Source organism: Vibrio sp. GJ43-1, from assembly GCF_055808835.1.
In genome coordinates, this window is the sequence record NZ_CM147885.1 from 1,171,496 (window position 1) to 1,189,732 (window position 18,237).

Annotated in this window: 11 protein-coding genes and 4 pseudogenes; 12 read left to right on the top strand and 3 right to left on the bottom strand. The window is 43.0% G+C overall.

From position 1 onward, the window contains the following. Nucleotides 1-169: 169 nt before the first annotated feature. Entirely contained in the window at nt 170-1,843 is a 1,674-nt protein-coding gene (locus tag AC0L66_RS22665) for a sensor histidine kinase (protein WP_473569510.1), read from the top strand. A 25-nt stretch (nt 1,844-1,868) separates the two neighbouring features. After that, nucleotides 1,869-2,219: a response regulator gene (locus AC0L66_RS22670; protein WP_473569512.1), complete on the top strand. Its 351-nt coding sequence runs from the start codon at nt 1,869-1,871 to the stop codon at nt 2,217-2,219. 253 nt (nt 2,220-2,472) lie between these two features. On the opposite strand, the pseudogene cqsA reads toward AC0L66_RS22670, so the two are convergent. From cqsA to clcA, 3 genes and pseudogenes are all read right to left on the bottom strand, one after another. Then, nucleotides 2,473-3,655 (bottom strand): annotated as a pseudogene (cqsA, locus tag AC0L66_RS22675) (alpha-hydroxyketone-type quorum-sensing autoinducer synthase). 212 nt (nt 3,656-3,867) lie between these two features. Then, nucleotides 3,868-4,836, bottom strand: coding sequence for a TDT family transporter (locus AC0L66_RS22680; RefSeq protein WP_265677025.1), 969 nt, complete (start codon nt 4,834-4,836; stop codon nt 3,868-3,870). A gap of 111 nt (nt 4,837-4,947) precedes the next feature. Further along, nucleotides 4,948-6,348, bottom strand: a complete 1,401-nt coding sequence (gene clcA / locus AC0L66_RS22685; RefSeq protein WP_473569514.1) for a H(+)/Cl(-) exchange transporter ClcA — start codon at nt 6,346-6,348, stop codon at nt 4,948-4,950. Between the two features lie 508 nt (nt 6,349-6,856). On the opposite strand from clcA, the gene AC0L66_RS22690 reads away from it, so the two are divergent. The 10 genes and pseudogenes from AC0L66_RS22690 to rbsK all read left to right on the top strand — a co-directional run bounded on the left by AC0L66_RS22690 (nt 6,857) and on the right by rbsK (nt 18,231). After that, entirely contained in the window at nt 6,857-7,852 is a 996-nt protein-coding gene (locus tag AC0L66_RS22690; RefSeq protein WP_473569516.1) for a CobW family GTP-binding protein, read from the top strand. Nucleotides 7,853-8,226: 374 nt separating this feature from the next. After that, nucleotides 8,227-9,454 (top strand): annotated as a pseudogene (gltS, locus tag AC0L66_RS22695) (sodium/glutamate symporter). Between the two features lie 224 nt (nt 9,455-9,678). Further along, the gene (locus tag AC0L66_RS22700; protein ID WP_473569518.1) at nt 9,679-10,314 is read left to right on the top strand and encodes a type 1 glutamine amidotransferase domain-containing protein; all 636 of its coding nucleotides are present in this window, start codon (nt 9,679-9,681) and stop codon (nt 10,312-10,314) included. Nucleotides 10,315-10,507: 193 nt separating this feature from the next. Next, a complete protein-coding gene (locus AC0L66_RS22705; RefSeq protein WP_265677006.1) occupies nt 10,508-11,074 on the top strand; it encodes a sugar O-acetyltransferase in 567 nt (188 codons plus the stop codon). A 208-nt stretch (nt 11,075-11,282) separates the two neighbouring features. After that, nucleotides 11,283-12,911 carry a sensor domain-containing protein gene (locus AC0L66_RS22710; RefSeq protein WP_265677005.1) on the top strand — a complete coding sequence of 543 codons (1,629 nt, stop codon included), beginning with the start codon at nt 11,283-11,285 and terminating at the stop codon, nt 12,909-12,911. A 233-nt stretch (nt 12,912-13,144) separates the two neighbouring features. Continuing rightward, nucleotides 13,145-13,564 (top strand): D-ribose pyranase, encoded by a 420-nt coding sequence (gene rbsD / locus AC0L66_RS22715; protein WP_265677004.1) that lies wholly within the window; start codon nt 13,145-13,147, stop codon nt 13,562-13,564. 32 nt (nt 13,565-13,596) lie between these two features. Continuing rightward, a complete protein-coding gene (rbsA, locus tag AC0L66_RS22720; RefSeq protein ID WP_265677003.1) occupies nt 13,597-15,102 on the top strand; it encodes a ribose ABC transporter ATP-binding protein RbsA in 1,506 nt (501 codons plus the stop codon). Further along, a complete protein-coding gene (gene rbsC / locus AC0L66_RS22725) occupies nt 15,099-16,079 on the top strand; it encodes a ribose ABC transporter permease (RefSeq protein ID WP_265677002.1) in 981 nt (326 codons plus the stop codon). The genes rbsA and rbsC overlap by 4 nt, the downstream gene beginning before the upstream one ends. A 160-nt stretch (nt 16,080-16,239) precedes the next feature. Beyond that, nucleotides 16,240-17,120 (top strand): annotated as a pseudogene (gene rbsB / locus AC0L66_RS22730) (ribose ABC transporter substrate-binding protein RbsB). Between the two features lie 189 nt (nt 17,121-17,309). Continuing rightward, nucleotides 17,310-18,231: pseudogene (rbsK, locus tag AC0L66_RS22735) on the top strand (ribokinase). Nucleotides 18,232-18,237 lie beyond the last annotated feature (6 nt).

Consider the following 18,237-nt stretch of genomic DNA (forward strand, 5'->3'; position numbering starts at 1 on the left):
AACAACGCCTTCGAGATATGAAGGCGTTGTTGTATTTACTATCCGTTTTCAGCCATACTATTGATAATCGAAGAAAATTATAAGACAGAGTTGGCATATTTCTCTAAGCAATGGGTTTGAAACGTGAATCTCGCCAGTTGCGCTAACCTCAGTCTCTTGGACGAGTTGGATGAGTAGACTTCAAAAAATCTATAACTATGCAGAGCCTAACCTATTTCTAGTGGTGATAATGGGCGGGTTAGGCTACCCGTTGTATTATTGGGTATGGGAATTTCTATTTCCTCAGCCATACGAGAACGTGTGGTTAAGACTTTTTTGTAGTGCATCGGCATTGTTGCTGGCTTTTCGTCATTCGCTTCCAAGATACTTGAAGAGGTATCTTCCCCATTATTATCTATTTGCAATTGGGCTTTGTTTACCGTTTTTCTTTTTCTACATGATGTTGATGAATAATTGGTCTGATGTGTGGGTATTGTCCTTCATGTCGTCGATTTTTATTCATATTTTATTGGTTCACGATACACGTGTGATGTTTATGCAGGTCGTGATATCGCTAGTATTGGCTGGGGGGGCGGCGTATTTTGTGTCTAACGGCACTATTGAATTAGCGCATAAAGCCAGCTTCATCCCGATATTTGGCTTTACTTATGTTTTCGGCAATTTATTCTATTTTCGAAACCAAACAGAGCATGAAGCTAAAGTCTCCATTGCTAAATCGTTTGGTGCTGGGATAGCCCACGAAATGAGGAACCCGTTAAGTGCGTTGTTATCATCGTTTGAAGTGATGCGCTCTGTGGTACCAAACAGTAATTCTTCTTATCGACATTCTTATCACCTTAATGCACAAGAAATACAGACCATGAATGACATTATTGATGATTCAATGAAGGTCATCTGGGCTGGTAATGAAACCATTGATTTGTTGTTAACATCGATTGATAAAAACAGAGTATCAACATCGACGTTTTGTAAGCATCGTGCCAAATTGGTCTTAGAAAACGCGGTGACAAGCTACGCGTACAAAAATGAATCAGAGCGTAGAGCGGTTCATATAGAGATTGATGAAGACTTTGAGTATTTAGGTAGTGATACACTACTAAAGTACGTGGTTTATAATTTGCTTAAAAATGCGTTTCGCCATCGTGGAACTGGCAAGTTTAGTATTACTATACGCTCAAAGAAAACCAGTGATGGGTATAGTTTGTTAGTTAAAGATACTGGCTTAGGGATTGAGCCTGAATTGATTAAGAATATCTTTGAAGATTTCTACACAACAGGGAAAAATGGCACATTTGGATTGGGACTATCATTTTGTAAAAAGGTGATGACCTCGTTTGGCGGCAAAATAAAATGTCGCTCTACCCAAGGAAAATGGACTGAGTTTGAACTTCAGTTTCCGCATTATACTTCCAATAAAATTACTCATATTAAGCGCGAGTTAATGAAATCAAAATCTCTACTATATATCGGCCAAGCGCATTCGTTGATTCAGGAAAAACTGAGTGAAGTGAGCAGCCAAACTGAACTGGCACTCAAGACGGTATCAATGGAAGAGGCATCTGAGTACGAAGAGCATCAGTTTGAGTATAACCTTATCGTAATCGATGGCAGGCTTGATCGCCAAGGTTGGGCGTTTATGTCTCGATTAGAAGGTAAACTGTCTTTTACTGAAGCGAGGATAGCATTTCTACATGATCCGATGGACACGAGAAATTTATATTTTCAACGTTATGTCGCGATAGAGTTGTTCGAGTGGCAACAGTTTTTTGAACAGACGGCTAACTCGTTGGACTACCTGATGTTTGATCAGCTCAAACAAGTTGAAAGTTCTGCAAGCGTATAATGAAATCTCGACTCAAAGAACGGTCATGATCGTTGATGATAATCACTCCCTTCGCTCTATCACATCGATCATGTTAGAAAAGCAAGGATTGCACGTTTTGCAGGCTGAGAATGGTCAGGTTGCTTTGGATAAGCTAAAGCAAGAGTCGGTTGACCTAATATTAATGGATATCGAGATGCCAGTACTTGATGGTTTGACGACAACTCGGATGATTAGAGACTCTAACGAAGAGTATGCGTCCATTCCAATCGTGGGTTACACCGGAGATAAAAGTGAAGAAACCATCATCAAAATCAACGAGTTTGGAATGAACGATTATATTGTTAAGCCCACGCCAAAAGATGAGCTAATCGATAAAGTCGCTTCTTGGATCTAGTGAAACAAGCGTCATTAATGCCTTATCATACTCGCAATAAATTGACAACCTATCGATAAATTTACCACGCCGTTGGTCAGTATTGACTAACGGCGCTATTCGTTTGACTAAAAGAGGACGAGTAGTTTGACTAGAAGAGGACGAGCCAGCGCATACTAAGTGCCCGTGACTAGTCTCGCGCTTCGGTTATGACATTGCTGTAAACAAGACTTTTTTAGGTTCTGTAACGGCCCTTTTTAGTCACGTTCAACCGTTAGTCAAAGATCAATTCAGGGTTGTCCCACGCTTGCTGACAAACATGGATAACACGGTCTAGCTCTTCTCTCGTGTGCTCTGCATTAATCGAGAACCTCAATATATGCTTACCATTAGGTGTGGCGGGTGGGCAGAATATGGAACCAAAAATTCCGTTACTCTCAAAGAAATTACGAATTTTTAATGTATTTGGTGCATCAGCCAGTATCGAGTCCAAATATTTGAGACTCACTACGAATATCAAAACCAATTTTTCGTAGCGCTCGATTTAAGTACTCTGCGCTGCTTTGTAGCGTTGCACGGCGTTCATCTGATTTTACAATGACGTCTAATGTCGTATCTAATCGCTTCATTTCATAAGGAAGCATTGCTGAACTAAAAATAGCAGGGTAGGCCACCATTGGAATGCAGTAAGCGGTTTTCTTATTAGCAAGTATTGCGCCAGCGCGGTACGAAAACGTTTTAGCCAAGCTAGCAGTAATAAAGTCGACGTGGGCGGTGAGGCCGAGTTCTGCCACTAACCCCGCGCCTTTTGGACCGTGTGTTCCAAGAGAGTGGGACTCGTCAACGACTAACGCACACTCTTGTTCATAAGAGATAGATACAAGATCGACCAGTGGCGCGATAGTACCAGTGGTGCTATATATCGAATCGACTAAGATGATCCCAGGGCCATTACGCTTTATCTGTCTCGCTAGGTGGCGAGTGTTGTTGTGCATAAATGGGTGCAGCTTAGCGCCCGCGATTCTCGCCCCTTCCCAAAGGGACGCATGGGCAAAAAAGTCTATATATACATTGGTGTCTTTATTACAAATCGCTTGTAGCAAATTGACGTTTGCTGTCCATCCTGACTGGGATACCAGGCAACTTTCAAATCCAGTAAGTTGTGCTAGTTTAGTTTCAAACGCAGGCTTTTTATCGCTACCGAGCAAAAAAACACCGGACATTAATAGGCTTTCGTCGTTTTCTTGAATGGCACGAATATGTGCATTTTTTATGGTTTCGTTGCTATTGAGACTCAGGTAATCGTTGGTCTGCATGACGACATCACCCGCCTTTGGTTGCATGCCACAGATAATCGGTTTTTTATCGGCATTAGAATGAATACGATCTTCTATGAAAAAATCATGTTTTTGGGTAATAAAGTCAGGGAGAGCCTTTTTAATCTGAGTTAAATGCATAACAGTATTCTCTGAGTAATTGAAATTATATGTCGGCCGATGCACTTATTTATTGCCGATAATAGAATGACTGTCACCACCCAAATACTTATTCTTTGGTGATACCTGCAGAATGAACTATAACTTATATTAATATATTGATTTTGCTTATACCTGTTGGGGGTCTAGGCAAAGTGGGACTTATCGTTTGGGCCTAGTTACTGATAAAAAAGTCATTTTTTGTTCGAGTATTTTAACTCAGGCCAATACATAGCAATAAACCCCACACTTACCCAAATGACTGCAAACGTAGCGATAGTGAGCTCAAGAAACCCAAACTTATGAAGCCAGTGCCATTGAGGGTACTCAACCTCGAAAAAGGCGGTGAGTCTATGCATGGCGATCGAGCTAATAACGGAGGGGAAAGTAATCGCAGCAATAGAGGGTTGAAACTTGAGTTTAAGAAGCCGGAAGTAACATAAATATATCATTAGAGTCATGGTGATAGCGATGCCTGCTAGCGCTCCAGTCAGGATCGGATCAGGCTCATCAAAGTTCACTAGGTAGGCAGCTAATGTGAGATTGATTGGGGCTGCCATAATTGCAATGGTTGGTCTTGCCCGTTTCTTTAGCATGCCTTCAAAAACGAGGCGATATAGAACTAGCGGTAGCATAAAAAAGTAAATGCCAATACAGACACTCGCAATGGTCTCAGAATATACAGTATGTCCAAACTGAGTACCTGCGAGTGAGCTACTAATTAAGCCAACTGGATATAGGAACCAACTTGGGACAATATTTGCAATTTTAAAACTGCGTAATTGGTAGAAGAAAAATAAAACGGCGAGTGAGAGATGAAGGGTTAAAGCTGCAAACCACAAAGGATATGCAATAAGTGGCAATATTAATGCTAAGTAATCACAAAGAATAAGTAACGCCATACTCATTGGTGCCATTAAGCTACCAGTAATTGAGTTTTTTATATCCGCTGAAAAAATATGCTTATTTAAAAGGTATTTTAATAAAACCGGGAGCAGAAGCAGGGCACCAATACTCGCCAGAATCGGTTGTATTTGTTTGCCTACATTAGGCAAGTACAACGCCCAAGCATGTCCAAGCCCTATAATACCAAGGGCTAATGAGGCCTGTGAGGTTGGAACATTATGAAACTGAGTCAGTCGTTTTAGAGCAGCTATATACATCGTCACCTAATCAGTTCCCTATGATTATTTAAGTGAATACTGCCAGCGCCGATAGTTAAGCACTAGAAGTCTAGCCGTCTGATTGTATCTCAATTCATTTGAAATTGCGCCCTAGTTTTCTCGACTTGGCAGATCCTCTTGTTTCAATTTAGTATTCTTTAATGTGCGGTGAAGAAGCTGACTATAAATGGGCTGACCACCAAGCATTTGAGCAATGATAGTTGCCCCCAAAGCGGTAATAATTAGTGGGAGAATAAGGTAATAGTTATTGGTCATTTCAATGACTAATAGGATACCTGTGATAGGGGCACGTACCGTGGCAGAGAACAACGCCCCCATTCCTGCAATAGCGAAAACACCGGGCTCAATAGGGAGATCAGGAAAGAGAAGCTGTGCCATTAGCCCAAATGCATAACCAAAAGAAGTGCCCAGTGCAAGCATAGGGGCAAAAATACCTCCGGGAGCGCCAGAGCCAAAGCAAATAAGTGTGGTAAATACACGGCCAATAAAGAGAATGAACAGAAATCCTGCGCCAAAATCCCCATTGGTGATTTCAGGTATTAAGCCAATCCCACCGCCTGTTAACTCAGGTACGTAGAGCAGTAAAAGCCCAAAAATACCCCCAATGACAGAACCTGTTAATAGGAAACGCTTTAGATCATTTTTATGCAGTTTAACAAACAAATCTTGAAAGAGAGTGACGAGTCGATTGAAGGCAACACCAAAAATACCAAAGAGTGCACCGAGTACTAGGAACAACCATAATACTTGCATACTTGGTGAGTCATACTGCGGCATGCTGATTACCGCGCCCTGTCCATTGATAGAACGAAAAACGATAGTGGCAGCAACAGCAGAAATCAGCACCGCTTTGATTGAGATTAATGAGTAACGAAAGTGGGGGCGCATTTCTTCAACGACAAACATAATACCCGCGAGTGGTGCATTGAACGCCGCAGCTAAGCCGCCAGCCGCCCCTGATGCGAGAAGAGTATGTCGGCTATCGTCATCTTTCACTCTAAATATATCGGTAACCATACGACCAATATTGCCGCCCATCTGTACGGTCGGTCCCTCCCGTCCTAAAACCATACCTGAGCCGAGTGCTCCTAGGCCACCAAAGAATTTAGCCGGTAGCACTCGCCACCAACGTACTGGTCGTATGTTATCCATTGCGCCTTCGATTTCTGGAATGCCAGAACCAGCGGCTTCTGGTGCGAATTTGTGGACAAGGAAATAGCCGATAAATGCCAATGCGGCGCTGATGATAAAGGCAGAAGCCCACAGAGGGAGTACTGAGCCGATCTCGTCCTTTAACCATTCAGTACGGGTGTCAGTGACGAAATGAACACCAAGCTCAAACAATGTGCCAACAAATCCAGCTGATATACCCACAATACAGGAAAGAAAAAGCACAGAAACCGGCGTCTTATCCCTAGACAGAAACTGATTAATGGTTTCTCTAGGTACTCTGACGAGCAGTGACTGCTTAAATTTTTCTCTCTTGGTCATAAAAGTGTGGGCCTTTTCTATTTGACGGGGGATTTAGAACCGAAATTATACGAGTTCTGAAATAGACAAACAGTGACAAGTTTGCAAAGTAGTATTGCAATATTAGTGCGCTTAGAAATTGTGACCAGTTAGACATAAATAAACGTGTGGCAAACTTGTAATTAGGCAATTATGGTCCATAGTTAAAGCGTAGGGTATGTATTCGACAAGCACGGAGGATTTGAAGCCCCTACGTACAATTTGGATGTGAAATGTTACACATACTACTGCCTCGTAAATGATCTCAGCATCTCGTATGGCTTAGAGATTCGCAAACTCACGATTGAGTAACGAGGGTCGAGGCGCACGCAAAGTGCGCCTTTTGTCGTTTATCATCTGCGCTTTTTTAACGTATTCATATAATTGGTGTTTTGTTGACCATTTGAAGTGAATTTTCAAATAGCGCACTCTGTGATAGCGCAGAAAACCGTTTATACTAAATGCATTATTTCAATTCATTGGATTCTGTATGCCACTTCAAGTGCCTACCAATATTATTACCGGCTTTCTCGGTGTAGGAAAAACAACGACGATTCTTAACTTACTTAAAAACAAACCCGCCAATGAGAATTGGGCCGTACTCGTGAACGAGTTTGGTGAAGTAGGAATTGATGGGGCGATGCTTGCCGACGGCGGGGCAATGATTAAAGAAGTTCCAGGTGGCTGTATGTGCTGCACTGCTGGAGTGCCAATGTCGGTCGGTATTAATGCGTTGCTGCGTCAAAAACCAGATCGTTTGATTATTGAACCGACAGGCCTTGGTCACCCTAAGCAAGTGATAAAAACCTTAACGTCGGAACAGTATCTAAATTACGTCGATCTGCGTGCGACCATCACCTTAGTGGATCCAAGAAATTTATCAGACACAAAATATCTCTCTAATAATAACTTTAATGACCAACTCGCCGCGGCGGATGTGGTGATTGGTAATAAAGTTGATCAGTGTAGCTCAGAAGATATCGATACCTTCAATGATTGGGTTAGCGTACAAGAGCCAGCACTCATTTATCACCAGCTGGTTAAACAGGGTAACTTGCCTATAGAGTTGCTTGATATCGAACGAAGAGAAGCGTTAACTTCAACCATTCAGAGTGAGCGAGAACAGCAGTTACATGACCATAGTGACATGGAACCAGTGTTTGAGTTACCGCCAGAACAGGCATATATCCGCCGAGAAAATAAAGGTCAAGGGTACTTTAGTTGTGGTTGGATTGTAGGGGCAGAGCACTTATTTGATTTTGACCAATTATTTTCTATGTTGAGCGATTTAACCGCCGAGCGGGTAAAAGCCGTGGTGAACACGACTAAGGGCTGCTATGCCTTTAATGTGTCGAATCAAGTGGTAACGGTTAATGAAATTTCATTGCAAGGCTATGAGTCTCGAATTGAAGTGATTGACAGCCAATTACTGCCTTGGGCGGAGCTTGAGACCATTTTGCTTATGCTATGTGGCATAAAAGTCTGAGTTGTACTAAGTATCGGTGAACGGGTAGGACAGTGAGTTGAAATTATCGCCATGTGCATCCTAAGGGGGCCATGGCGCTTTGGTGTCGGCTGTTGAACCAACGGTGATGGCAGCAGCACGTGTAATACGGGCTGGTATCAAACATTAGCTCGAATCAAAAACTGGTTCGTATCAAGCACTGGTTCGTATCAAGCAATTGGGATACTAAACTCATTTTTTTGATGATGTTGAGCGCCCCCAAAAAGGTATATGGGGCCGAGAGCGCCGTTCGCGCAATAGGATGACTCGTGAAAAAATTGAATAAAAAGAGTTGGATAGAGCGACAAACACAGGCATGCTATTCGGTAACATGTTTCTAACAGGAAGTAAGAATTATGATTATTGAAAATGGCGTGGTGCATATTGATTCATTTTTGGCGGTAACAATGGGGATCATTGTCCTTTTTGTTGGTAGGCGGCTCAATCAGGTGGTTGGATTTTTAAAAGAATTTAGTATCCCAGAGCCTGTTTCAGGCGGTATTGTTTTCTCGGTTCTTTTTGCTTTATTACATATGGCCACTTCCATTGAGGTTAACTTTGACTTAATGGCGCGAGACGTGTTACTCGTGTACTTCTTTACCACCATTGGAATTAATGCCAGCCTAGGTGATCTAATGAAAGGCGGGAAGCCCCTCATTATTCTGTTGGTGATTACTATTGGGTATATGCTTGTTCAGAATATTACCAGGTATTACGGTCGCTACAGCCTTTGGACTTGAACCTATCGCTGGCCTTCTTAGCGGAACGGTTTCCTTGATTGGTGGGCACGGAACCGCGATAGCGTGGGCACCCAAAATACAAGAACAGTTTGGGCTAGATACGGCAATGGAAATAGGGATTGCTAGTGCAACGTTTGGTTTGATTTTGGCGAGTTTAATGGGTGGGCCGATTGCTAAGTTTCTCATCAAGAGATATGACCTTAAACCTTCTCAAGAAGACGCGATGGATGTCGGTGTATCAGACTCGGCCTCAGATACTAAAATCACCTCTTATGATTTTCTCGATGCGATGCTTGCCATCCATACTTGTATTATTGTTGGTTTTTTCTTAAATGAAGGGGTTGAACATCTAGGGCTGCAACTACCGCTTTTCGTCACTTGTTTATTCGCTGGTATTATTCTCTCGAATTTAGTGCCTCATAGCTATCCGCGAATTACGGGAACTCGATGGCCTGCAAATAAACCTTCTATTGCGCTGATAGCGGATATTTCCTTGGGTGCGTTTTTGGCAATGTCACTGATGAGTATGCAGCTTTGGACGTTGGTTGATCTTGCTGGTCCTATTTTTGCTATATTAGGCGCTCAATTTATTGTTGCTATCCTAGTTAACTTGCTGATTATTTTTCCAGCGATGGGCAAGAACTACGATGCAGCGGTCATTTGTTCTGGTTTTGGTGGGATTTCTCTTGGCTCAACACCCACTGCGATGGCGAATATGTCTGCGGTAGCTCAAAAATATGGAAACTCTCATCAGGCCTTTATCGTCGTTCCTTTAGTGTGTGCATTCTTTATCGATTTAGCTAACGCTCTCATCATTCCCTATTTCATGGGGTTACTTGCGTAGCATTAACCTAATATTAGCATTACGCCAACACTCGCATTAAGCTCATAATGTCATTATATCGAGAAGCCATCAGGCTTCTCTTTTTTTGAAAAATAGCACGGATTCACTAGGATTAAGTCATCGACACTAAGGAATGAAAACAATGGCATCGTATAAAGTACTGTTGATGGTCACATCTCATGGGAATTTAGGATTTACTAAAGAAATGAGTAAGCGTCGATTTAGTGCAACTTGCCATTTGTTACGCTGCTCTTGACGCTTACGATGTTGATGTAACGGCGTGTTCGGTCAAAGGTGATATGCCACCGATTGACCCTTTATATGATCTTGACGCTGAAGTTAATGATGGTCAATTATCGGTTGATCGGGGAGCGTTGATGAAGTTATTGGCTTCATCGAAGCGAATTGTTCAGATTGATTGTGCAGAGTATGACGCTGTTATTGTGTGTGGTGGCTATGGAGCATTGTGGGATCTTACCTGTGATCCTGACTCGGTCACGTTACTTGATGATTTTTATAGCGCTGATAAATATATTTGTGCGTTTGGTCATGCATCAGGTGCATTAATTCATGTCACTCGAGAAGACGATACGTCTATTTTGGCTGGAAGAAGAGTGACAGGCTACAGTAACGGTGAGGAATTAGCAGGTAACAGAGCTGACGCTATTCCATTTTTTGTTGAAGATGAATTGGTGCGATGCGAAGCTTTGTATAGCAAAGCCGAGAATAACCAACCGCATGTGGAAATTGATAGTAAGCTTATTACTGGGCAAAATACCGCGAGCGTAAGGTGTACGATTGACGCGCTACTGGTGGCGCTTAAGTCGCTTTCCATCCAAAAGGCTTGTTCGAGCCCATAGAGCGACTTACAGTCGCTGACATATCTAACAACACATCAATATTCCCTTTTTAATTCTTAGCCCATAAGATACTGGTGACAAGATAAAGTTAGCGCTGTTGCGTGGATTATATGCACCAAGGGAGTATTTCCCGGCGATTTTTATTAGCGATGGATTTCTGCAAAAGCAGAGGTCTTTAAATGTTGGATCAGTGATGAAAACAGAAAAACAAAAAATGCTTGCGGGAGAGCCTTACCTTGCTTGGGACACGGAGTTGTATCAAGCGAGAATAAGGTGCCGAGAAATTCTTAAGCAACTTAATGATAGCATTCCAGACTCACCGCAATGGAATGAGGCTAAAGAAGCTCTCATTGAGAAAAATGGGGGAGGGTTGTATCTTGAGCCTCCATTTAGGTGTGATTATGGCAGTAATATTCAAGTTGGAAACAACTTTTACGCGAATTTTAACTGTGTGATCCTTGATGTTAATCGCGTTGAAATAGGCGATAACGTGCTTTTGGCTCCAAACGTTCAAATATACACGGCGGGTCATCCATTGGAGGCTAAGGCCCGTGTGGATGATGGCGTGGAATTCGGCTTGCCAATTAAAATTGGCAATAATGTATGGATCGGTGGTGGGGCCATCATTTGCCCGGGTGTTACTATTGGCGACAACACAGTTATTGGCGCAGGGAGTGTCGTCACGAAAGACATCCCAAGCAACAAGTTGGCAGTAGGCAATCCATGTAAAGTGATCAAAGAAATTAATAACAATGAATGAAAGTGTCACTTATAGCATTTAATTATTGATCGTTAATCCTGGTTGGCTTAATTGCTCTATTGTGTTGCAGGTAATTTGATTATGATAAACAGAAGCGTCAAAAAATTGTTATTTCGCCAACGAAAATTTGACGTTTTATTTGATGTTAATTCCATAAATATTTATGATGTAGCGATTAGTATTATTGGGTTTATCATTAGTGGATCATATGTCGCCAAATACAGCTCTGGAATTGTCGTTCGGTTTGATTGCGAACGCGATGCAAAGTTGCGCCGCGGCAATTTTGATCACCGATGCTAAGGCGAGCATCAAGTACGCTAATGACCAGTTTTATCAGTTAACGGGCTATTCTGCAGAAGATGTCGCCAATCGCAACCCAAGTGTTTTAAAGTCGGGAAAAACTAGCCCTGACACTTATCGCGAAATGTGGTCTGCGCTTTGCAGTGGGAACTCATGGTACGGTGAGCTCATTAACCGTAAAAAGAATGGCGATCTATTTATAGAGAAGGCGCAAATTAGTCCTTTCACACACCAAGGTGAAACGTATTATATTGCGGTCAAACGCGATATTACTTTAGAAAAAGATACCACAGATAAATTAAGTGATTTGGCTTACTTCGACACGTTGACTCGCCTACCGAACCGCACTTCTTTCTTTGAGGAATTACAACGTTTTCTCAGTGTGAATCCGCACTCATTAGATGCATACTCATTATTACTCATCGATCTTAATGAATTTAAGTCAATCAATGACAGTAAAGGTCATGATTACGGAGACCTGTTCTTACAGGCGGTGGCGAGACGCTTTAAATCCGTAATTGGTGAACAGGGTATTGTGGCTAGGCTCGGTGGTGATGAATTTGTTGTTTTGATCCCTTCGTGCAATGGTGACGTTGCCGCTAAATTCGCACAGCGACTCATTGACGCTATCGCCTATATAGAAATCGGCAACAAGTATGAACGCGGTTCTGCTGCTATTGGTATTACCACTAAGTCATCAAAAAATATCGAATCAAGTCTGTTGTTAAAACAAGCCGATTTGGCAATGTACCGTGCAAAACAGTGCCAGGCGAATTGGCTGTGTTATACAGAAGAGATGGGTGAGCAGTGGGGCAGGAAAAAAGCCCTTGCACAAAGACTCTCTGAGGCCATAGAGCAGCATCGTTTAGAAGTGGCTTTTATGCCAGTTGTCGATCTCGCAAATCACGAAGTGGTCAGCTTTAAAAGCCGCTTGACGTGGCATGATCAAGTCTTTGGTGAGGTAAATCGTTTTGAATTTATCCCAATTGCAGAAGAAAGCCAACTCATCCGAAAGTTGAACCTATTTACTATTGAGCAAGCCTGTAAATATGCCTCCGTCGGTGCGTTACGGAAAGTCGCCGTCAAAGTGTCATCGAGAAACTTTGGGCATGGCTCATTTGTGGATGAAATCGTTCATATACTTCAACGTTATAATCTACCAGCGGATTGCCTAATTTTGGAAGTGTTTGAAGAATCCTTATCTAAAAAGCGCAGTGTGGATGAACTGTATCAGCTTGTAGAACACGGCTGTCAAATCACTGTAGCGGATTTTGGTATGGGTCATATCTCAATCTCAGATCTTCGTGATTTACCGATTCAAAAAATTAAAATTAGTGCACTGCTTACAACAGAAATCGCCGAGGATGAATCCGTTGAGCAGGTCGCTAAAGCCATTGTAGGTCTAGCAAACTTACTTAACATAGACACCATTGCCGAGGGAGTGGAAACCGACGAACAGCTCTCGTCATTAAAAGCGATAGGCTGTCACTTTGCTTCTGGGGAATACATTTCCACACTTATGCAATACAGCGCCTAGCGATATCATTTCTTATTTAGTTATCCTGCCAAAAACTTGATATTCACAATTTGAAACTATTCACGTTTAAGGCATCGATACGTTTCGATGTGGTGATAATGATCACATTTACTTCAGTACTTGCTCGAAATTTTGAATATAAGCGCTAGGATTACCGCCATCGAAACGTATCGATGGCGATAATTTTAGTTTAGATGTTCATCGATGACCTAAAGAACCGAGCAGGTACAAAAATGAAAAAAAGTGCACTAATCAATTCTGAGCTTTCATATTTAGTTTCCACCCTTGGGCATACTGATGAAGTCACTATTTGCGATGCGGGTTTACCTATCCCAGAAGAAACTCTGCGAATTGATCTCGCCCTAACGTTAGGTGTGCCTTCATTTCTGCAAACGGTCAAAGTTTACTTATCTGAAGCTCAAATCGAAGGTGTGCTACTGGCGGAAGAATTTAAACGTGTGTCTCCAGCAGCTCACGATGCATTAATGGATCTGATAGACGCTGAAGCAAAAGCAACTCACAAACCGATTTCAGTCACGTATGTGTCTCATGAAGAATTCAAAGTAAGAACGCAAGACTCCAAAGCAGTAGTGCGTACAGGCGAATGCACACCGTATGCTAACGTGATCTTTCAATCTGGTGTTGTGTTTTAGACCAAAAAATTATGTGCGAGCAGGACAGCCCTATGTTGCAACCCATACTACAACTTAGTGAGATAGAAAAAGCCTTTCCGGGTGTCAAAGCCTTAGATAAGGCGAGCCTAAACGTGTATCCAGGTAAAGTCATGGCACTTCTTGGCGAGAATGGTGCTGGTAAATCGACGCTGATGAAAGTACTGACAGGCATTTATGCCAAAGATGCTGGTGAATTACGTTATCAAGACCAAGAGGTTTCATTTGCAGGTCCGAGAGATTCTCAACAAGCTGGCATCAGCATTATTCATCAGGAGTTAAATTTAATTCCGGAACTCACGATTGCTGAGAACATTTACCTTGGACGTGAAAAAACCAACGCATTTGGTCGCATTATGTGGAGCGAAATGTATTCAGATGCGGATGCTTTGTTATCACGCTTAAATGTAAAACATAGCTCAAAAACATTGCTTGGTGCGCTCAGCCTTGGTGAGCAGCAGATGGTCGAAATTGCTAAAGCACTGTCATTTAAGTCGAAGGTTATCATCATGGATGAGCCGACGGATGCATTAACGGATACCGAAACGGCGTCACTGTTTAATGTGATTAATGAATTGCGTCAGCAAGGGTGCGGCATTGTTTATATTTCTCACCGATTGAAAGAAATTTTTGAAATTTGTGATGATATTACCGTCTTGAGAGATGGCAAGTTCATTGGTCAAACTGTCGTCGCGGACACAAACGAAGACGCCTTGATTGAAATGATGGTTGGTCGAAAGCTCGATGAGCAATACCCACGTATTCATGCTGTGCACGGTAAGCGTAGCCTAGAAGTCAAAGGTGTTTCCGGTCTTGGCGTCACTGATGTGAGCTTCCATGTTGATCAAGGCGAAATTTTAGGCGTGTCTGGTTTAATGGGCGCTGGTCGCACAGAACTAATGAAAATCGTTTATGGTGCACTGAAAAGAGAAGCTGGCGATGTGTCACTTTATGGAAAAACGATTAATCCCAATAGCCCTCAGGAAGGGTTAGCCAACGGTATCGCGTATATTTCTGAAGACAGAAAAGGCGACGGCTTAGTGCTGGGTTTATCGGTGAAAGACAATATGTCGCTCTGTACATTAGAGACATTGTCGAACGGCTTACAGCTTCAACATGGTGATGAGGTTATCGCTGTGGAAGATTTCATTAAGTTATTCAATATCAAAACGCCGTCTAGAAACCAGATCATTGGTAACTTATCTGGAGGTAATCAGCAAAAAGTGGCGATCGCTAAAGGGTTAATGACTAAGCCTAAAGTCCTTATCCTTGATGAACCGACTCGAGGTGTGGATGTCGGGGCGAAAAAAGAAATTTATCAGCTGATCAATAAGTTTAAGGCTGATGGCATGAGCATCATTTTAGTGTCATCGGAAATGCCCGAAGTGCTTGGAATGAGCGATCGAATTATGGTCATGCACGAAGGTCGCGTAAGTGGCGAATTTATGGCAAACGAAGCCAACCAAGAAAAACTATTGGCGTGTGCGGTGGGTAAAAAGGTTAACGAGGAAGCAGCATGAGCAACAAAACAATAAGTGTAACAACAGAAAAGAAGACGACGCTATTCAATAAGGAATGGCTAATTGAGCAAAAGTCACTGATAGCGTTGATTTTTCTTATTGTAGTGGTGTCTTTTCTCAATCCAAACTTTTTTACCGTCGACAATATACTCAATATCCTTCGTCAAACATCGGTTAATGCCATTATTGCGGTTGGTATGACCTTGGTCATTCTGACAGCGGGTATCGACTTAAGCGTCGGTTCTGTGTTGGCCCTATGTGGCGCGTTTGCCGCTAGCCTAGTTGGGTTGGAAGTGCCGGTGATGATAGCGGTACCAACGGCGCTTGTTGCAGGTGCTGCATTGGGCGCGATCAGTGGCATTATTATCGCGAAAGGTAAAGTACAAGCATTTATTGCCACCTTGGTGACCATGACGTTGTTACGTGGTGTCACAATGGTGTATACCGACGGACGCCCAATTTCTACGGGCTTCACGGAGACAGCAGATGCCTTCGCTTGGTTTGGGACGGGTTATGCTCTAGGTATTCCAGTACCAGTATGGCTTATGGTATTGGTATTCGCTTCGGTTTGGTATTTGTTAAACCACACACGTTTTGGTCGTTATGTTTACGCACTTGGTGGCAATGAATCGGCGACTCGCCTATCAGGTATTAATGTCGATAAAGTAAAAATCGGCGTGTATGCAATTTGTGGTTTGTTGGCGGCATTGGCTGGCATTATTGTCACCTCACGTCTGTCGTCAGCGCAACCTACAGCTGGAATGGGCTATGAACTTGATGCCATCGCAGCGGTGGTATTAGGCGGAACGAGCTTGATGGGTGGGCGCGGTCGAATCATGGGTACATTAATCGGTGCTCTGATTATTGGTTTCCTGAACAACGCACTGAACCTGCTTGACGTCTCGTCTTACTACCAAATGATTGCAAAAGCCGTTGTTATTCTGCTAGCTGTTTTGGTTGATAACAAAAACAAGTAGAACACCGATTATATAGGAGCGAGATGAAAGCTGGTTTCGCTCCTTATGAAACGCAAGCACAACGCTACATGGTACTTTGTCACGAGGTACCCAGAACTATTAGAACCATTTTACATTTATTAGTAACACCCCCTACATACAATATATAAAGGAATAGACCATGAAAAAATTGGCAACGCTTATCTCAGCAGCTGTACTATCAGCTTCTATGTCTGCGACCGCAACAGCACAAGATACAATGGCGATCGTTGTGTCGACACTGAATAACCCTTTCTTCGTAACAATGAAAGACGGTGCGGAAGCAAAAGCCAAAGAACTTGGCTACAACCTTATCGTTTTAGATTCACAAAATGATCCAAGCAAAGAGCTTTCCAATGTGGAAGACTTAACGGTTCGTGGTGTGAAAGCGATTCTAATTAACCCAACAGATTCTGATGCGGTATCGAATGCCATCCGTATGGCCAATCGTTCAAATATCCCAGTACTGACACTCGATCGAGGCGCAAGCCGTGGTGATGTGGCAAGCCATATTGCATCTGACAACGTTGTTGGTGGTGAAATGGCGGGTCATTTCATTATGGAAAAAGTAGGCGAAAAAGCAAAAGTCATTCAGCTTGAAGGTATTGCTTAGGTACGTCTGCAGCGCGTGAGCGTGGTGAAGGTTTCATGAATGCAGTCAAAGGTTCTGATATGGAGCTATTGGCAAGCCAACCAGCCGACTTTGACCGTACTAAAGGTCTAAACGTCATGGAGAACTTGCTTGCGGCAAACCCAGATGTTCAAGCGGTATTTGCTCAAAACGATGAAATGGCATTAGGAGCATTACGTGCAGTACAAGCGGCGGGCAAAGACGTTATGATCGTAGGGTTTGATGGTACTGACGATGGCATTGCAGCGGTAAAACGTGGCAAGTTAGCGGCAACCGTTGCACAGCAACCCGATATGATTGGCGCGCTAGGCGTGGAAACGGCAGTTAAAGTATTAAAAGGTGAAACGGTAGAAGTGTATATTCCGGTTCCTCTTAAGATCATTAACGAGTAACGTGCGCTGATTGGTCAATAGACGCCTGCAATGAGGGCGTCTATTGAAGTCAGTTCTTTATTGGAAGCGGTATTTGCTCTTTTCGTTAGTCAGGCGGGCCGCAATAACGTCATGCATTTTTGACAGAGAGTATTTTGGACTAATCGGTTAGTCCAAAGTTTTCTTATTCCTAGTTACAAGGAACACTATATGAATGAGCTCATTGTTTTAGGTAGCGTCAATGCAGACCACGTTTTAAAGGTGCCTTCTTTTCCAAGACCTGGTGAAACGTTACATGGTCACCGATACCAAGTTATCCCTGGCGGAAAAGGGGCGAATCAGGCGGTCGCTGCGGCAAGATTAGGGGCGGATACTGGGTTTATTGCATGCGTTGGTGATGATCCGTTTGGCGTAAATATACGTGAAGCTTTTCAAGTCGATGGCATCAACGTGGCAGGTGTGTCGGTGGAAGCCGATACTCCCACCGAGTATTGCGATGATACAAGTCGCTGATAGCGGTGAGAACAGCATTTGTATTTCAGCGGAAGCCAACGCCAAACTACTTAAGACGCAGGTGGAAAAACATCGTACGTTGATCGATGGTGCCAGTTACTTACTGACGCAACTGGAAACCCCGTTAGAAGGTATTGAGTATGCGGTCGCACTTGCTAAGCAGTCGAAAACGAATGTCATCCTAAATCCTGCACCAGCGCGTGAGTTGCCCGATAGCATACTATCGTGTATTGATGTGATAACACCCAACGAAACCGAAGCCGAAGTGTTAACGGGCGTGACGGTTACCGATGATGAATCAGCTCAACGAGCAGCAAGTTTATTGCATCATAAAGGCATTGAAATTGTTATGATTACGCTGGGTTCTCAAGGGGTTTGGTTAAGCCAAAACGGACGTGGTAATCGTATCCCAGGGTTTAAAGTAGACGCGACCGATACCACCGCGGCAGGCGATACCTTTAATGGCGCATTTGTCACGGCATTAATACGTGGTGAAAGTATTGAGGATGCCATTATTTTTGCCCATGCGGCAGCCGCGATTTCAGTGACACGTTTCGGCGCGCAAACGTCGATTCCAACTTTAGATGAAGTGAACGAGTTTATTTCGCAGCAAAGCTAGAATGGA